13 protein-coding genes are annotated in these 16,549 nt (G+C 71.7%); 4 read left to right on the plus strand and 9 right to left on the minus strand.

Going from position 1 to position 16,549, the window contains the following annotated elements:
• Window positions 1-13: 13 nt before the first annotated feature.
• A complete protein-coding gene (locus tag ACLIN4_RS22725; RefSeq protein WP_107480317.1) occupies window positions 14-952 on the plus strand; it encodes a LysR substrate-binding domain-containing protein in 939 nt (312 codons plus the stop codon).
• Between the two features lie 50 nt (window positions 953-1,002).
• On the opposite strand, the gene ACLIN4_RS22730 is transcribed toward ACLIN4_RS22725, so the two are convergent.
• From ACLIN4_RS22730 to ACLIN4_RS22750, 5 genes are all read right to left on the minus strand, one after another.
• Entirely contained in the window at window positions 1,003-3,312 is a 2,310-nt protein-coding gene (locus ACLIN4_RS22730) for an ABC transporter permease (RefSeq protein ID WP_411576775.1), read from the minus strand.
• A gap of 92 nt (window positions 3,313-3,404) precedes the next feature.
• Entirely contained in the window at window positions 3,405-4,094 is a 690-nt protein-coding gene (locus tag ACLIN4_RS22735) for an ABC transporter ATP-binding protein (protein ID WP_107480318.1), read from the minus strand.
• Window positions 4,091-4,615 (minus strand): PadR family transcriptional regulator, encoded by a 525-nt coding sequence (locus tag ACLIN4_RS22740; protein WP_100048270.1) that lies wholly within the window; start codon window positions 4,613-4,615, stop codon window positions 4,091-4,093. The genes ACLIN4_RS22735 and ACLIN4_RS22740 overlap by 4 nt, the downstream gene beginning before the upstream one ends.
• Before the next feature lie 187 nt (window positions 4,616-4,802).
• Window positions 4,803-5,171, minus strand: a complete 369-nt coding sequence (locus tag ACLIN4_RS22745; protein ID WP_381939008.1) for a hypothetical protein — start codon at window positions 5,169-5,171, stop codon at window positions 4,803-4,805.
• Complete coding sequence (locus ACLIN4_RS22750; protein WP_100048271.1) at window positions 5,168-6,061, minus strand: SPFH domain-containing protein; 894 nt, start codon at window positions 6,059-6,061, stop codon at window positions 5,168-5,170. The genes ACLIN4_RS22745 and ACLIN4_RS22750 overlap by 4 nt, the downstream gene beginning before the upstream one ends.
• Window positions 6,062-6,397: 336 nt before the next feature.
• Here ACLIN4_RS22750 and ACLIN4_RS22755 point away from each other — a divergent pair, with 336 nt between their 5' ends.
• Window positions 6,398-8,707 (plus strand): transglycosylase domain-containing protein, encoded by a 2,310-nt coding sequence (locus ACLIN4_RS22755; protein ID WP_179342725.1) that lies wholly within the window; start codon window positions 6,398-6,400, stop codon window positions 8,705-8,707.
• A gap of 65 nt (window positions 8,708-8,772) precedes the next feature.
• Here ACLIN4_RS22755 and ACLIN4_RS22760 read toward each other — a convergent pair whose 3' ends face one another.
• From ACLIN4_RS22760 to ACLIN4_RS22775, 4 genes are all read right to left on the minus strand, one after another.
• Window positions 8,773-10,863, minus strand: a complete 2,091-nt coding sequence (locus tag ACLIN4_RS22760) for a SpoIIE family protein phosphatase (RefSeq protein WP_179342726.1) — start codon at window positions 10,861-10,863, stop codon at window positions 8,773-8,775.
• A gap of 279 nt (window positions 10,864-11,142) precedes the next feature.
• Window positions 11,143-11,850 carry a DUF402 domain-containing protein gene (locus ACLIN4_RS22765; protein ID WP_289904273.1) on the minus strand — a complete coding sequence of 236 codons (708 nt, stop codon included), beginning with the start codon at window positions 11,848-11,850 and terminating at the stop codon, window positions 11,143-11,145.
• A gap of 87 nt (window positions 11,851-11,937) precedes the next feature.
• Window positions 11,938-13,341, minus strand: coding sequence for a class II fumarate hydratase (locus ACLIN4_RS22770; protein ID WP_290014198.1), 1,404 nt, complete (start codon window positions 13,339-13,341; stop codon window positions 11,938-11,940).
• Window positions 13,342-13,418: 77 nt separating this feature from the next.
• Window positions 13,419-15,086 (minus strand): fumarate hydratase, encoded by a 1,668-nt coding sequence (locus ACLIN4_RS22775; RefSeq protein ID WP_179342727.1) that lies wholly within the window; start codon window positions 15,084-15,086, stop codon window positions 13,419-13,421.
• Between the two features lie 201 nt (window positions 15,087-15,287).
• Between ACLIN4_RS22775 and ACLIN4_RS22780 the strand changes: the two genes are divergently transcribed.
• Both ACLIN4_RS22780 and ACLIN4_RS22785 read left to right on the plus strand, forming a co-directional pair.
• Window positions 15,288-15,992: a DUF1707 SHOCT-like domain-containing protein gene (locus ACLIN4_RS22780; protein ID WP_289904270.1), complete on the plus strand. Its 705-nt coding sequence runs from the start codon at window positions 15,288-15,290 to the stop codon at window positions 15,990-15,992.
• Between the two features lie 104 nt (window positions 15,993-16,096).
• Window positions 16,097-16,474 (plus strand): WhiB family transcriptional regulator, encoded by a 378-nt coding sequence (locus tag ACLIN4_RS22785; RefSeq protein WP_043380407.1) that lies wholly within the window; start codon window positions 16,097-16,099, stop codon window positions 16,472-16,474.
• Window positions 16,475-16,549 lie beyond the last annotated feature (75 nt).

The raw sequence follows: 16,549 nt of genomic DNA on the forward strand, positions 1-16,549 counted from the left end.
GAGGTGGCTATTAGTGTCGGGAAAGAAGAGGCAGCCCAGCCTCGCCCAGCTGCGGGCTTTCGCCGCGGTCGCCGAGCACCTGCATTTCCGCGACGCCGCCGCCGCGATCGGGATGAGTCAGCCCGCGCTCTCGGGCGCCGTCTCCGCCCTGGAGGAGGCACTGGGTGTCACCCTCCTGGAGCGTACGACGCGCAAAGTGCTGCTCTCCCCGGCGGGGGAACGGCTCGCGGTGCGGACGAAGGCGGTACTGGCGGAGGTCGGCGCGCTGCTGGAGGAGGCGGAGGCGGTACGCGCGCCTTTCACCGGGGCGCTGCGGCTCGGCGTCATCCCGACCGTCGCACCGTACCTGCTGCCCACCGTGCTGCGGCTCGTCCACGACCGCTACCCGGACCTCGACCTCCAGGTCCACGAGGAGCAGACCGCGAGCCTCCTGGACGGGCTCACCACCGGCCGCCTCGACCTGCTCCTGCTGGCGGTGCCGCTCGGCGTCCCCGGAGTGACGGAACTCCCTCTCTTCGACGAGGACTTCGTGCTCGTCACCCCGCTCGACCACCGGCTCGGCGGGCGGGAGGGCATCGAGCGCTCGGTGCTGCGCGAGCTGAACCTGTTGCTCCTCGACGAGGGGCACTGCCTGCGCGACCAGGCGCTCGACATCTGCCGGGAGGCCGGCCGCGCGGACGTCCCCGCGACTACGACGGCGGCGGGGCTGTCGACGCTGGTGCAGCTGGTGGCGGGCGGCCTGGGCGTGACGCTGCTGCCGCGCACGGCGGTCCGCGTGGAGACCTCCCGCTCCAGCCAGCTCCTCACCGGCTCCTTCGCCGACCCGGCCCCCACCCGCCGCGTCGCCCTCGCCATGCGCACGGGGGCGGCCCGCGCCGGGGAGTACGAGGAACTGGCGGGGGCGCTGCGGGAGGCGATGGCGGACCTGCCGGTACGGACGGTGCACGACTGAGCGACCGCCCGGACGGACGGTCGCTCAGTCCCTCAGCCGTGAACCGGGGGCTACTCCGTGCGCAGTCCCTCCGGCCGCATCAGCCGCAGCAGCGGCGGCAGGCTCAGCAGGGTCACCACCAGGACGACCGCCGCGCCGATGCCGGTCATCGACAGGACGCCGGTCCAGTCGACCCGTACCGGGGTGTTCGTCATCTTGAGCAGCACCGTGCCCAGAGTCAGGCCCACCACCGAGGCGAGCAGCAGACCGAGCACGATGGGAATCGCCGTCTGCCACAGCACCGACATGCTCAGCGTGCGGCGCCGGGTACCGAAGGCGACCAGGGCCGACAGCAGCTTCTTCCGTTCCCGCAGCTGCTCCAGCTGCGAGACCAGCAGGCTCGCCCCGATCAGCGCCAGCACGCACGCCGCCCCGACGAACAGACCGGTGCGGATGGCGTCGAACCGGCCGGTGCGCTCCGTCGCCTCCCACACCACGGCGTCCGCCAGCGGATGGACGGCCACCGTGGTGTTCCGCACCCGGTCGTGCACGTCCGGCACCGACTCGTCCAGTCTGAGGTAGGCGTGCCCGGCCAGGGCCGGCACCAGCGTCTCGGGCATCGCCTTCGGCGTGATCAGGAAGCCGCCCCGGTCGATCCCGGCCAGCAGACCGCGACGCGGCTTCGCTGCCTTCACACCCTGCGGCACCGTCCAGGGCACCTCCAGGCGCTTCGGGCTGCCCTCGTACGACGGGTCGAGGTACAGCTTCCGTCCCGGCGCGGCCAGCTTCGTCACGTCCTCCCCGGCGTCCCACTCGGCGCCGTGGACGGCGAACACGTCCCCGTCCGCGCACGAGGGCAGGTCGGCCATCTCCCGCAGCGACGCGCAGTCGCCCACGGTCACCGTCGTGCCGTGCTCCGGTTCCCGGGCGCGGTCGCCGAGGTAGCCCTCGGAGTAGGCGTAGACGTCCTTCACGCCCTCGGTGTCATGGAGCTTGCCGGCCGCCCGGGTCCCCGGCACCCCGTCCGGAAGGATCACCTCCATCTGCGCCAACGACACGTCCTGCCCGGTGGGCCGGGTGTAGTCGTCCTCCACGCCGGCGAAGAGCATCTGCAGCGCGATCGCGCCCGCGACGGCCACCGCGATGCCGTTGACCATGCGGGCCGCCGTACCGCTGCTCAGCTGCAGCCTGCGCACGGCCAGCTGCCAGGCCACGCCGCCGGCACCGAGCCGGGCGACGACGGCCTCCACGATCCACGGCAGCAGCGCGGTCACGCCGACCAGGAGCAGGACGACACCACCGGTCACCAGGTACTGGTTGAAGTCGCCGTTGTCCCGCCCGTCGCCGATCATCGGGTAGAGCATCGCCAGTCCGGCCAGCGGCAGCAGCAGCCGCCACCACAGCCGGCGCCGGGGCGGACGGCCCGCGCGCACCACGCCGAGCGGTTCGATGACGACCCCGCGCAGCGCGAACAGCGTCACCAGCACCGCCGCCGCCGGCACGGCCACCGCGACCAGCAGGGCGAGCAGCGGCGAGGGGTTGAGGTAGCTCGGGAACACGCTGATGCGGTACACCTCGGCGGTCCCCGCCAGCTGCCGCCCGATCATGAAGAACCCGGCGCCGAAGACCAGCCCCAGCGCCGCACCCGCCAGTGCCTCACCGGCGGCGATCCGCCGGGTCATCCCGCTGTCGGAACCGACCAGCCGCAGCGCCGCCAGCCGCCGGTCCCGCCGCTCCCCGCCGAATCGCACGGCCGCCGCGATGAAGACCGCGACCGGCATCAGCAGCACCACGAAGACGACGAGGATCAGCAGGAGCAGCACCGGGTCGGACCGCTCGGAGGTGGCGTTCGGGTTGCCGTACCCGTCGATGCGGACGATCCGGCCGCCGTCCATGTGCGGCGCGAGCCCTTCGGCTCCCCGGTAGAAGGCGAGTTCGGCCGAGCCGATCAGCCCCTCCTCCGCGATGGTGCCGACGATCCGGTCCGGCAGCCGCTCGCGCAGCAGCGCGCCGGAGTCCGACTCCAGCAGCTCCTTCAGCGCGGGGGAGACCACCATCTCGCCCTTCGCCGGGAACCGCTCCACCCCCGGGGGCAGCGGCGCCCGCGGCCCCTCCGGTTCCAGGGCCCGGCCCCGGACGGTGTCGTCGCGGAAGTCCGTACCGACGTCGGCGACCATGAGGGTGTCGTCCGCCTTGGCCAGCCGCTCGTCGGTGAAGGTGATGTCGGTGCGCGCGGCCTCCCGCTCGTGCCGGACCTCGAGCGCGTTGGGGATCGCCGTCGTCAGCAGGAGCAGTGCCACGCCGAGCCCGACGCCGACGGCCGTCAGCAGCGCCCGGGTCCAGCCCTCGCGCCCGCCGGTGAAGGCGAAGCGGACGCCCATGGCCAGGTCGGCGGCGACCCGTCGCGTCCGGCCACGCTCGCGCGGGGCCTCTCCCGCGGCCAGGGCCGGCGGCCTCTCTCGTGTGGGCACGCTCATACGGCCCGCTCCATGTCCCTGGACCTGCCGTCGCGTACGACGATCTCGCGGTCGGAGTAGGCGGCCACCCGCGCCTCGTGCGTGACCAGCACGACGGCGGCGTTGGTGGAGCGGGCGGCGTCCGTGAGCAGTTCCATGACGCGCTCCCCGTTGAGGGAGTCCAGCGCGCCGGTCGGCTCGTCGGCGAAGAGCACGCGGGGGCTGGTGACCAGCGACCGCGCCACCGCGACCCGCTGCCCCTGGCCGCCGGAGACCTCGCCGGGCCGCTTCTTCTTGAGGTCGTCGACCTCCAGCCGCTCCATCCAGCTCAGCGCGGTCCGCTCGGCCTCCTTGCGGGGGGTGCCGTTCAGCCGCAGCGGCAGTGCGACGTTCTCCACGCAGGTCAGCTCCGGCACGAGCTGCCCGAACTGGAACACGAACCCGAATTCGGAGCGGCGCAGCGCACTGCGCTGGGAGTCGTTCATGGCGGACAGTTCGCGCCCGTTGTACGTGATCGTCCCCGAGTCGGGCGGCACGATGCCGGCGAGGCAGTGCAGCAGCGTCGACTTGCCGGACCCGGAGGGACCCATCACGGCGACGACCTCGCCGGGGTGGATGGAGAACTCGGCGCCGTCGAGGGCGAGGGTCGGGCCGTAGGCCTTGCGGAGCTGCTCGGCCGAGAGCAGCGAACCTGCGGGAGGAGTCATCGGGCCACCGCCTCACGGAGCTTGTCGAGGCGCGCCGCGGTCAGCTCCAGCCACCGCAGGTCGGCCTCCAGATGGAACAGGGCGTGGTCGCAGATGAGCTGGTCCGCGAGGTCGCCCTTGCGCTTGCGGTCGGTCAGGATGCGCATGCTGCGCAGGTGCTCCGAGCGCTGGGTGTCGAGGATGTCGGCGGCGTCGCGGTGGGTGAGCAGCGCGAGGACGACCTTCGTGTACAGCGTCGACTGGAGGTACGGCTCGGGCTTCTCAGGCGTGGCGAGCCACCGCTGTACGTCGGTGATCCCCGCGTCGGTGATCGCGTACCGCTTCCGCTCGGGACCGCCGCCGGTCTCGATGCCGTCGACGACGACCAGGCCGTTCTTCAGCAGACGGGACATCGTCGAGTAGACCTGGCCGTAGTGCAGCGGCCGGTCGTGACCGAACTTCTCGTCGAAGGCGCGCTTGAGGTCGTAACCGTGGCGCGGCCCGGACTCCAGGAGACCCAGGAGGGTGTGACCGATGGACATGCCGACGACTCTACACACGGTGTATACGCGCCATGTATACGCACGGTGCAGAGAACGTGCCCAGACGTACGGACTCCCAGGTCGGAGGCGATTGTCACGGTTCCGCTACGACGGAAGCCGCGCCTCCGCAGGGATGCGGTGACGCGGCTGCGCGGCACGGGGCGACGCCTGCCGTGCCGTCCGTCTCCTACGCCGGTGGTGTGGACCCCGGCCCGGGGCGCCGCGGCGGGCGCCCCCGGCGCGGCAGCGGTCCGGCCCCGCCGGGCAGCCGGCCCGACTCCGCCAGGGCCCGGCGGAGCAGGAACTCGATCTGGGCGTTGGCCGAGCGCAGCTCGTCGCCCGCCCACCTGGCCAGCGCCTCGTACACCTGGGGGTCCAGCCGCAGCAGCACCTGCTTGCGCTGCTGCTGCGGCCGACGCTTCGGGGCCTGGCCCCCGGAGCCGGGTCCCTCGGGCGGCGAGCCTTCGGACGGGGGCCCCTCGGACGGAGACGCCTCGCTCGGGAGGCCCTCGGACGGAGACCCCTCGGCCGGAGACCCCTCGGACCGACCCGTCACTGGTAGAGCGTCCCGGTGTTCAGGACCGGCTGGGCGGCGCGGTCCCCGCAGAGCACGACCATCAGGTTGGACACCATCGCCGCCTTGCGCTCGTCGTCCAACTCCACGATGTCCTGCTCGCTGATCCGGGCGAGCGCCGCCTCGACCATGCCGACCGCGCCGTCCACGATCTGTCGCCGGGCCGCGACCACCGCGCCGGCCTGCTGCCGCTGGAGCATCGCCGAGGCGATCTCCGGCGCGTACGCGAGGTGGGTGAAGCGGGACTCGACGATCTGCACGCCGGCCGCCTCCACGCGCGCGTGCAGCTCGACGGCGAGCTTCTCGGTGATCTCCTCGGCGTTGCCGCGCAGGGAGAGGCCGTCCTCGTCGTGGGCGTCGTACGGGTACTCGATGGCGATGTGCCGCACGGCCGCCTCGGTCTGCGTGGAGACGAACTCGACGTAGTCGTCCACCTCGAAGGTGGCCTGCGCGGTGTCCTCCACCCGCCACACCACGACCGCCGCGAGCTCGATCGGGTTGCCGTAGGCGTCGTTCACCTTCAGCACCGCCGTCTCGTGGTTCCGCACCCGCGTCGAGATCTTGGTGCGCGAGGTCAGCGGGTTCACCCAGCGCAGCCCGTCCTGGCGGATCGTCCCCCGGTACCGACCGAAGAGCTGCACCACCCGGGCCTCGCCCGGCGCCACCATGTTCAGCCCGCACATCGCGAGGAAGGCGGCCAGGGCCACCACGATGCCCGCGACGATCAGAGCCGCCTTGCCCCCGGTCGACGAGACCGCGGTGGCCGCGGCGATCAGGCCGGCGCCGGCCACCAGTCCCAGCAGCCCCAGCAGCAGGGCCATGCCGCCACCGATGCTGTTCGCCTGCGTCTCGCGTACGCGTGGCGTCGGCATCTCCGGTACATCCGCTCTGACCTGCGAAGTGTCGTGCGCGTTGGGTGCGGACACGATGGATCCCCCGTTCTCGGCGGACGTGCCGGAGCACGCCCGTGTGTCTATCTCGAACCTATCTAAGTGATATCACTTTACCCTCGAACGGCAACCCTCAACCCCTCTCGTACGTCGGTTCCAAGGGAACGGGTGCTGATTCTCACGTCCGCACAAGGCCGGATCGGCAGGCGTTTGTCATATCTCCCGGTGTTAGCTTTCTGAGCTGACCTGAGCGACGAACCTGTGTGACATGTGAGCAGGACGTGCCCACAGATGAACGAAGCGGAGCGGATCGGACCCATGGGACGAGCGGAAGAGAGAAGAGCGCGACAGCGCGGTGGCCGCCGCGCGGCGCCGAAGCGCCGCCGTTCGTCGGGGGCCGGCGGGAAGAGCGGCATACGCCGGCTGTTCACCTGGAAGAAGATCCTGGGCGCGTTCTTCGGCCTCTGCCTGCTCGGCATGGGCTCCTTCATCGTGCTGTACCTGGTCATCGACATCCCCGAGGGGAACCCCGAGGCGGAGCTGCAGAGCAACGTCTACAAGTACAGCGACGGCAGCATCATGGCCCGCACCGGCGAGCGCAACCGCGAGATCGTCGACCTGGCCAAGGTGCCCAAGGAGGTCCAGCGCACCTTCGTCGCCGCCGAGAACAAGACCTTCTACAAGGACTCCGGCGTCGACCTCAAGGGCACGGCGCGCGGCGTGCTGAACACCCTCTCGGGCAAGGGCGCGCAGGGCGGTTCGACGATCACCCAGCAGTACGTCAAGAACTACTACCTGTCCCAGGAACAGACGGTCTCGCGCAAGCTGAAGGAACTGGTCATCTCCCTGAAGCTGGACCGGGAGAAGTCCAAGGACTACATCCTCGCCGGCTACATCAACACCAGCTACTACGGCCGCGGCGCCTACGGCATCCAGGCCGCCGCCCAGGCCTACTACCGCGTCGACGCCGAGGACCTGACCGTCGAACAGGGCGCGTACCTCGCCGCGCTGCTCCAGGCGCCGAACCAGTACGACTGGGCGATCGCCACCGACACCGGCAAGAAGCTCGTCCAGGAGCGCTGGAACTACGTCCTGGACAACATGGTCGAGGAGGACTGGCTGAGCCAGGCCGACCGCCAGAGCATGAAGTTCCCCGAGCCGAAGGAACCCAAGACCGCCGCCGGCATGGAGGGTCAGACCGGGTACCTGGTGGACGCGGCCAACTTCGCGCTCAAGAAGCAGCTCGTCGCCCAGGGCGCCGCGGAGGACATGGAGCAGGCCAAGGCCCTCGTGGACCTAGGCGGCTACACCGTCACCCTCAACATCGACAAGAAGAAGCAGGCGGAGCTGGAGAAGGCCGTCAAGACCAAGCTCACCAGCAAGCTCGACCCCGACAAGCGCGAGGTCGACGCCGACGTCCAGGCCGGCGCCGTCTCCGTCGACCCGAAGACGGGCGGCGTCGTGGCGATGTACGGCGGCGTGGACTACGTGAAGCACTTCACCAACAACGCCACCCGTGACGACTACCAGCCCGCCTCGACCTTCAAGCCTCTGATCCTCGCCGCGGCCGTCGACCAGGACGCCGAGACCCAGGACGGCGTGCCCATCACGGCCAACACGATCTACGACGGCACCAGCGAGCGCCCCGTCATGGACGGCGACCGCGAGGTCGGCTTCGCACCCCCCAACGAGGACGACAAGAGCTACGGCGACATCACCGTCCAGGAGGCGATGAACAAGTCCGTCAACTCCGTCTTCGCGCAGATGGGCATCGACGTCGGCATGGACCAGGTCATGAAGACGGCGGGCGACCTCGGCATGGACACCGAGGGCGTGCAGGCCGTGCCCGCCCAGACCCTGGGCAGTATGGGCGCGAGCCCGCTGGAGATGGCCGGCGTCTACGCCACCCTCGACAACCACGGCAAGAAGGTCACCCCGGCCGTCGTGAAGTCGGTCGAGCACAAGGACCGCACGGTGGAGTTCCCCGACCCGATCGGCGAGCAGGTCATCAGCCGCGAGGCCGCCGACACGGTGACCTCCGTGCTCACCGGCGTGGTCGACGACGGTACGGCCAAGGTATCGGTGCGGGACAACCCGATGCGCGACGGCCAGACGGTCGCCGGCAAGACGGGCACGTCCGACAACAACAAGTCGGCCTGGTTCTCCGGGTACACGCCCGAACTGGTCACCTCGGTCGGCCTGTTCGGCGAGGACGACAAGGCGCCGCACCCGCAGGTCCCCATGTACAAGGCGGGTGGCGTCGACTACCGCGTCAACGGTGGTGGCTTCCCGGCGGAGATCTGGGCCGCGTACACCTTCGGCGTGATGGGCGAGGTCACCGAGTTCGACCTGGAGACCAAGCAGGGCAACGCGGTGAAGCCGAGCACCACGCCGACGCAGAGCCAGTCGCCGACCCGGTCGCCGACCCAGGAGGAGACGACCGAGCCGCCCGAGACCGAGGCGCCGACGTCCCAGGAGCCGACGTCCGAGGCGCCGGAGACCGAGTCGCCGACCCAGTCGCCGAGCCAGTCCCCGTCGAACAGCCCGTCCACCGAACCGCCGACGGACGGACAGTCCACGGAACCGGAGAACCCGCTCTTCCCGGGCGGGGACCGCGAGGAACGGTAACCTGCGCAGTCACGTGAAAGGGCGCCCGGCGAACACCGGGCGCCCTTTCACGTGCGGACGGCGGCTCAGCCCCGGTTCAGCTCGAACCAGACCACCTTCCCGGTGCTCAGCCGGGTCGCTCCCCAGCGCCGGGCCAGCCGGTTCACCAGGTACAGTCCGCGCCCGCCCTCGTCCGTGGCCCGCGCCTGCCGCAGCCGCGGCAGCTGCGGCACGTCGTCGCCGACCTCGCAGCGCAGCACGTCCGTGCGCAGCAGCCGCAGGGTGACCGGCTTGGTGGCGTACCGCACGGCGTTGGTCACGACCTCGCTGACCAGCAGCTCCACGGAGTCCGTCAGGTCCTCCATGCCCCAGCGGGCCAGGGAGCGCCGGGCCAGCCGCCGGGCCCGTCCCGGAGCGGTGTCGTCGGGCTCCAGGAACCAGTACGCCACGTCGCTGGGCGCGATGCCGTCGAAGCGGGCGGCGAGCAGCGCGATGTCGTCGTCCCGGTCGCCCGGCCCGAGCATGTCCAGCACCTCGTCGCACAGGGCTTCCAGGGGCGGCGGATGGTCGGGGCCGGTGAGCTGCGCGGTGACGGCGAGGCGCTCCCGCAGCTGCTCTATGCCGGTCCACACGTCGCGCAGCCGGGACTCGACCAGCCCGTCGGTGTAGAGCAGCAGGGTGGCGCCCGCGGGGGCGTCCAGCTCCACGGCCTCGAAGTCCACGCCGCCCACGCCGATCGGAGCGCCGGCCGGCACCCGCAGCACCTCGGCGTGGCCGCCCAGGTGGAGCAGCACCGGCGGCGGGTGGCCGGCGTTGGCGACGGTGATGCGGTGCGAGACCGGGTCGTAGACGGCGTACAGGCAGGTCGCCATGCGGTCGGTGCCCAGGCGCTGGGCCTGCTCGTCGAGGTGGTGCAGCACCTCCTGCGGCGGCAGGTCGAGCCCGGCCAGGGTCTGCGCGGTGGTCCGCAGCTGGCCCATGATGGCGGCCGACGTCATGGAGTGGCCCATCACGTCACCGACGACCAGCGCGACGCGGCTGCCGGGCAGCGGGATCGCGTCGTACCAGTCACCGCCGACCCGCGCCGTCTCGGCGGCCGGGAGGTAGCGGGAGGCCAGCCGCACGCCGGTGCAGCGCGGCAGGTTCTCCGGGAGCATGGTGCGCTGCAACTCGTCGGCGATGTACGCCTCGCGGCCGTACAGCACCGCCTTGTCGATGCCGAGCGCGCTGTGCGTGGCGAGCTGGGCGGCGACGAGCAGGTCGTCGGCCTCGAAGGCGATGCGCTCGGGGCCGCGCAGGAAGAGGGCGGCGCCGATCACCCGGCGTCGGCCGCGCAGCGGCGCGAGGATGGCCCGCCGGCCCTCGGGCACGGCGAAGTCGCCCCCGTCCCCGAGCAGCTCGGGCAGGGCGGCGCGGGCCGAGGGGGTGTCGGTGAAGACGGGGCGCACCCCGCGCAGCACCTCGGCGAGGGCGCTGCCCGGCCGCACCTCGCACAGCTCGGAGCCGACCGTCTCCAGCTCCGAGGGTTCGGGCGGGGCCGCCGGGGTGAACCCGTTCTCGGTGTCCCGTTCGGCCGGGATCCGGTCGGTGCGCCGCAGCCGCAGCACCAGCGGGCCGGTGGGCCGTTCGTCGCCGACCGGCAACGGCTCGCGCAGGTAGACGAGGATGGCGTCCGCGAAGGTCGGCACGGTGGCCCGGCACAGCCCCATCACGATCTCGTCGAGGTCCATGCCCCGGGCGATCCGCCGGGTCGCCGCTCCCACGAAGCGGAGCCGGTCCCCGTCCCGGCGCATGGGCGTGGGCCGGCCGGGCGCGGTGAGCTGCCCGGTACGGCGCTCCGCCCGCGCCGGTGTCCCCGGTCCGGGGTCGGTCCCGGCCCCGGCTCCCGCACCGGTCTGCGCACCGCCGGGCTGCAACGGGACGCCGTCCGGCGTGGGCCGCGGGCGGTGGGTGTCGGCTCCGGCGGCCGGTTCGGTGCCGGGCTGGGAGTGCTCGAAGGCGCCCGCGCCTGAGGCGGGCGGCGTCTGTCCCGCACGCCCCTGTGCCGGTAACGCGGACCCGGAGGCGCGCGGCGGCACGGGGGTACGCAGGAGCGCCCCGCGGGGATCCGCGGGGTCACCGCCCGCCGTCGGGCGGTCGAAGGAGGTCGGGTGCTCCGTCACGCGTGTCGAATCCATCCGTCCGGGACTGCGCGCGGCGCGTGCAGTTCGTCCCGCAGAAATCCCGATACCCGGAATACGTGCCCCGGGAACGGGATTCCCGCGTGGTCAGAGGCTGTTCCTGTGTCACCGGCGGACCGTCCGCGGCCCGCACCCGTGTCGCCTGCGTACCTCTCGCTCACGTCCTGCCGCCCCTCGGTGACGATCGGTCAAGCATGATGCACGCTCCGCCGGTTGCTGCCCTGCTGGTTGCGGAGGACGATCCTACGTTTCTTGCCCGGGGGCGCATCAAGGGTCTCATGAGGACACGTGCGCGGGCGTCCGGTCCCAGTCCCCGGGGAGCGACGGTACCTCCCAGGACGGATCGGGACGCCAGTGCTCCCAGCCGTCCGCGTACGGGGAGCCCCAGGCGCGGATCTCCGCCACCGCGGCCCGCCCCGCCTGCCGCACCCGCTCGGCCAGCGGGGCGTCCATCAGCCGGTCCCGCTGGGCCTGCGCGAACTCGTCCTCGTCCCGCCAGTGCCAGCTGCGGTCCGGGTGCACGGAGATGTCCAGGAAGTGGTCCTCGGAGTCGACACCGCCCTCCCAGCGGGCGAGCGGCTCCTCCAGGTTCACGTACCAGTTCTTGAACTGCCAGCCCGGGTCCCAGAACAGCCACACCGACCAGGGCGCACCGGGCCGCGCCAGCTTCAGCACACCCGTGCCGAACCACCGGTCGCGCTGCACCGTGCGCGGCTTGGTGTAGCGCGACACCAGCGGTTCCAGGTGCACGGACGTGCCGTCGGCGAGCACCGGCTTCACGCACTCGGTGCCCGGCGCCAGCCATACGGCGAGCAGTTCCGCGTCGTCCCGTACGACGGTGACGGGGCGCGCGATGTGCACGTGCGGGCCGCCGTTCTCCCGGTACCGCCACAGGATGTGGCTCCCGGGCGTCCAGAACTCCGTGGGGCCCGCCGTCCCGCCCGCCTCCGCCGCCGCCGCGTCCACCGTCTCACCGTCTGCCATGGGCAGATATTAGGTGCCCTCGCCACCCGACGCGCCGGTGATCGCGAGGAGCGCCCGCGCGCGTGACGGCCGTCGGCGCCCGTCCGGTCACGGGTGGGTCATCCGCAGCACGTCCAGCGCCTCGTCGAGCTGCTCGTCCGTGAGGTCGCCGCGCTCGACGTACCCGTTCTCCAGCACGACCTGACGGATCGTCTTCCGCTCCGCCAGCGCCTTCTTGGCGACCTTGGCGGCCTCCTCGTACCCGATGTACTTGTTGAGCGGCGTGACGACGGACGGGGACGACTCGGCGTACTCCCGGGCCCGGTCCCGGTGCGCGACGATGCCGTCGACCGTGCGGTCGGCGAGCAGCCGGGAGACGTTGGCCAGCAGCCGCACCGACTCCAGCACGTTCTTCGCGATGACCGGCAGCATGACGTTCAGCTCGAAGTTGCCGGCCGCGCCCGCGGCGGCGACCGTCGCGTCGTTGCCGGTGACCTGGGCGGCGACCATGAGCACGGCCTCGGGGATCACCGGGTTGACCTTGCCCGGCATGATGGACGACCCCGGCTGGAGGTCGGGCAGGGAGATCTCCGCGAGCCCGGTCCGCGGCCCGGACGCCATCCACCGCAGATCGTTGGCGATCTTCGTCAGTCCGACGCCGATGGTCCGCAGCTGCCCGCTGGTCTCGACGATGCCGTCCCGGGCGCCCTGCGCCTCGAAGTGGTTCCGCGCCTCGGTCAGCGGCAGCCCCGTGGCGCGGGCCACCTCCGCGATGACGGCGGCGGAGAAGCCGGGCGGGGTGTTGATGCCGGTGCCGACGGCGGTGCCGCCCAGCGGCAGCTCGGCGAGGCGCGGCAGGGACGCCTGGAGCCGCTCGATGCCGTAGCGCACCTGGGCCGCGTACCCGCCGAACTCCTGGCCCAGGGTGACCGGCGTGGCGTCCATGAGGTGCGTACGCCCGGACTTCACCACGTCGGCGAACTCCTCCGCCTTGCGCTCCAGGGCACCGGCGAGGTGGTCGAGGGCCGGGATCAGGTCACGGGCGACGGCGGCGGTGGCGGCGATGTGGATGGAGGAGGGGAAGACGTCGTTGGACGACTGGGAGGCGTTGACGTGGTCGTTGGGGTGCACGTCCCGGCCGAGCCGTTCGGTGGCGAGGGTGGCGACGACCTCGTTGGTGTTCATGTTGGACGAGGTCCCCGACCCCGTCTGGAACACGTCCACGGGGAAGTGCGCGTCCCACTTCCCCTCGGCGACCTCGGCCGCCGCCTCCTGGATCGCGGCGGCGACGTCCTTGTCCAGGACCCCCAGCTCGGCGTTGACCTTGGCCGCCGCGGCCTTGATCCGGGCGAGCGCCTCGATGTGGGCGCGCTCGATGCGCTGCCCGGAGACCGGGAAGTTCTCCACCGCGCGCTGCGTCTGGGCCCGCCACTTCGCGTGGGCGGGCACCCGCACCTCGCCCATGGAGTCGTGCTCGGTGCGGTACTCGGTCCTGTCCTGCTCGTCGGTCATCGACGATCACCTCCACGTGTCACAGCGTCCGCGCCGGGACCACTGTTCCCCGTGGAGGCGGATCGTCACCGTCCTCGTCAGGCGAGTCCGGGACCGCGCACCGGAATGGTCGTGAAGGTCGGCGCCGGCGCCGGGTCCTGGAAGAAGTCGTTGCCCTTGTCGTCCACCACGATGAACGCCGGGAAGTCCTCGACCTCGATCTTCCAGACCGCCTCCATGCCGAGCTCCTCGTACTCGACGACCTCGACCTTCTTGATGCAGTCCTGGGCGAGCCGCGCCGCCGGTCCGCCGATCGACCCGAGGTAGAAGCCGCCGTGCGCCTCGCACGCGTCGGTGACCTGCTTGCTCCGGTTGCCCTTGGCCAGCATCACCTTGGAGCCGCCCGCCGCCTGGAACTGCTCCACGTAGGAGTCCATGCGCCCGGCGGTCGTCGGACCGAAGGACCCGGACGCGTACCCCTCCGGCGTCTTCGCGGGCCCGGCGTAGTACACCGGGTGGTCCTTCAGGTACTGCGGCATCTCCTCGCCCGCGTCCAGCCGCTCCTTGATCTTGGCGTGCGCGATGTCGCGGGCCACGACCAGCGGGCCGGTCAGGGACAGCCGGGTCTTGACCGGGTGCTTCGTCAGCTCGGCCAGGATGGCGTCCATCGGCTGGTTGAGGTCGACCTTGACGACGTCACCGGCCTCGTCGAGGTGCTCGTCCGTGGTCTCCGGCAGGAAGCGTGCCGGGTCGGTCTCCAGCTGCTCCAGGAAGACGCCCTCGGCGGTGATCTTCGCGACCGCCTGCCGGTCCGCCGAGCAGGACACGGCGATGGCGACCGGGCAGGACGCCCCGTGCCTCGGCAGGCGCACCACGCGCACGTCGTGGCAGAAGTACTTGCCGCCGAACTGCGCGCCGATGCCGATCTTCTGCGTCAGCTCGAAGACCTTCTCCTCCAGCTCCTTGTCCCGGAAGCCGTGCCCCAGCTCCGAGCCCTCGGCCGGGATCTCGTCCAGGTAGTGCGCGGAGGCGTACTTCGCGGTCTTCAGCGCGTACTCGGCGGACGTGCCGCCGACCACGATCGCCAGGTGGTACGGCGGGCAGGCGGCCGTACCGAGGGAGCGGATCTTCTCCTCCAGGAACTTCATCATGGAGGACTCGTTCAGGACGGCCTTGGTCTCCTGGTAGAGGAACGACTTGTTGGCCGAGCCGCCGCCCTTGGCCATGAACAGGAACTTGTAGGCGCCGCCGTCGGTCGCGTACAGCTCGATCTGGGCCGGGAGGTTGGAGCCGGTGTTCTTCTCCTCCCACATGGTGAGCGGGGCCATCTGCGAGTAGCGCAGGTTCAGGTTCTTGTAGGCGTCGTAGATGCCCCGGCTCAGGGCCTCCTCGTCGCCGCCGGCCGTGAGCACGTTCTGCCCGCGCTTGCCCATGACGATCGCCGTGCCGGTGTCCTGGCACATCGGCAGCACGCCCGCCGCCGCGATGTTCGCGTTCTTCAGCAGGTCCAGCGCCACGAACTTGTCGTTGCCCGACGCCTCGGGGTCGTCGATGATGCGGCGCAGCTGCGCCAGGTGGGCCGGGCGCAGGTAGTGCTGGATGTCGTGGATGGCCTCCTCGGCCAGCTTGCGCAGCGCCTCGGGCTCCACCTTGAGGAAGGTCCGCCCGTCGGCCTCGAAGGTGGAGACACCCTCGGAGGTCACCAGCCGGTACGGAGTGGTGTCCTCTCCCTGGGGGAGCAGATCGGTGTACGCGAACTCAGGCATCTCGCCCATTCCTCACTCGGCATCACGCGCGGCTGGATTCCTCAGCAACGACGGCTGGCCTCCATCGGCAGCGCCAACCAGCGTAAAACCTGCCCACGCCGCCGAGCTTGTGAGGTAAGGCTCAGTAGTCCGCGGCCGGCTCGCGAGAAGGTTGCCCACAGGGGGTAGTCGCGATCTATCGCGTTTCGGTACGCTGTCGCCGTGGACCTTCACAAGCACGCCCCAACGCAGGACGCGGCACCGCGCGCCACCGCACCGAGCGTCTCCGAGCTGCGCGCCTCGGACGCCGACCGCGACCGCATCGCCGACATGCTCCGCGACGCACTCGCCGAGGGACGGCTGACCGCCGACGAGCACGCCGAGCGCGTCGAGGGCGTGCTGGCCGCCAGGACGGTCGGCGAGCTGGACGTCTTCGTGCGGGACCTGCCCGCCGCGCACGCGGGCCGGCACACCGCCGCCCCGGCTCCCCACCGCCCCGCCGCCGGCCCCGTCCCGGCGGAACCCGACGAGAACGTGGTCGCGGTCTTCAGCAGCGCCGTCCGCCGGGGCCGCCTGCGGGCCGGCCGCCGTATCCACGCCTACGCGGTCTTCGGCAGCGTCGAGATCGACCTCACCGAGGCGCTCTTCGAGCACCAGCAGGTCGTGATCAAGGCGTTCTCCGTCTTCGGCAGCGTCGAGGTGCGCGTCCCGGAGAACGTGTCGCTGCGCGGCGCGGGCGGCGGCGTGCTCGGCAGCTTCGAGGTGGACGCCGTCGACTCCGCCGAGGCCGAGGCGCCCATCGTCTACGTGGACGGCTGGGCCGTACTGGGCAGCGTCGAGGCGCGGCCGAAGCGCGGCAAGCTCGTCGCGGACATCCTCGACCGGGTGCACCGCAAGGTGGAGAAGGGTTTGCGCAAGCACCTGTAGCGCGGCTCGCGCGCCGGTCGTAAACCCTGTGCATAGGCGCGCGTACAACGGGTAAGCCTTGACGCATCGTCTCTCGCTCGCGAAGCCGTCGTCAGGAGTAGACCGTGCTGCAACCGCCGCATTCGTCCCTGCAGGTAGCTGCCGTTCCGGCCCAGCGGGTGCCCGTGCGGCACAGGGACCAGGACGCTCCGTGGCACACCGAGGCGGTGTGCCGGCGCGACGAGGCCGGACTGTTCTTCGCCCCTTCCAAGGAACCCACCGCGGCCCGGCTCTCCCGCGAGGAGGCGGCCAAGCGGGTCTGCGCCCGCTGCCCGGTCATGGTCGAGTGCCGCGAGCACGCCCTGTTGCAGCCCGAGCCCTACGGCGTCTGGGGCGGCCTCACCGCCGCCGAACGCCGCGTGGTCCTGGCGAGGCGCCGCCGCCGCGACCTCGAACTCAAGAAGGCGGCCCGCACCACGGGACGCATAGCGGCGGCCGGTTAGATTCCAGCCGAACGAAAGGGCACCCTCTCCGCACAGAGGGTGCCCTTCTCATGCCGGGACGGGGCGTGCCGTGCG

This window comes from Streptomyces mutabilis (assembly GCF_046628145.1).
GTDB lineage: Bacteria > Actinomycetota > Actinomycetes > Streptomycetales > Streptomycetaceae > Streptomyces > Streptomyces mutabilis.

Coding starts and splice junctions, on each gene's coding strand:
- ACLIN4_RS22730 (WP_411576775.1), bottom strand. CDS start 3,312: ATGGGCGTCCGCTTCGCCTTCACCGGCGGGCGCGAGGGCTGGACCCGG.
- ACLIN4_RS22735 (WP_107480318.1), bottom strand. CDS start 4,094: ATGACTCCTCCCGCAGGTTCGCTGCTCTCGGCCGAGCAGCTCCGCAAG.
- ACLIN4_RS22740 (WP_100048270.1), bottom strand. CDS start 4,615: ATGTCCATCGGTCACACCCTCCTGGGTCTCCTGGAGTCCGGGCCGCGC.
- ACLIN4_RS22750 (WP_100048271.1), bottom strand. CDS start 6,061: ATGCCGACGCCACGCGTACGCGAGACGCAGGCGAACAGCATCGGTGGC.
- ACLIN4_RS22755 (WP_179342725.1), top strand. CDS start 6,398: ATGGGACGAGCGGAAGAGAGAAGAGCGCGACAGCGCGGTGGCCGCCGC.
- ACLIN4_RS22760 (WP_179342726.1), bottom strand. CDS start 10,863: ATGGATTCGACACGCGTGACGGAGCACCCGACCTCCTTCGACCGCCCG.
- ACLIN4_RS22765 (WP_289904273.1), bottom strand. CDS start 11,850: ATGGCAGACGGTGAGACGGTGGACGCGGCGGCGGCGGAGGCGGGCGGG.
- ACLIN4_RS22770 (WP_290014198.1), bottom strand. CDS start 13,341: ATGACCGACGAGCAGGACAGGACCGAGTACCGCACCGAGCACGACTCC.
- ACLIN4_RS22775 (WP_179342727.1), bottom strand. CDS start 15,086: ATGCCTGAGTTCGCGTACACCGATCTGCTCCCCCAGGGAGAGGACACC.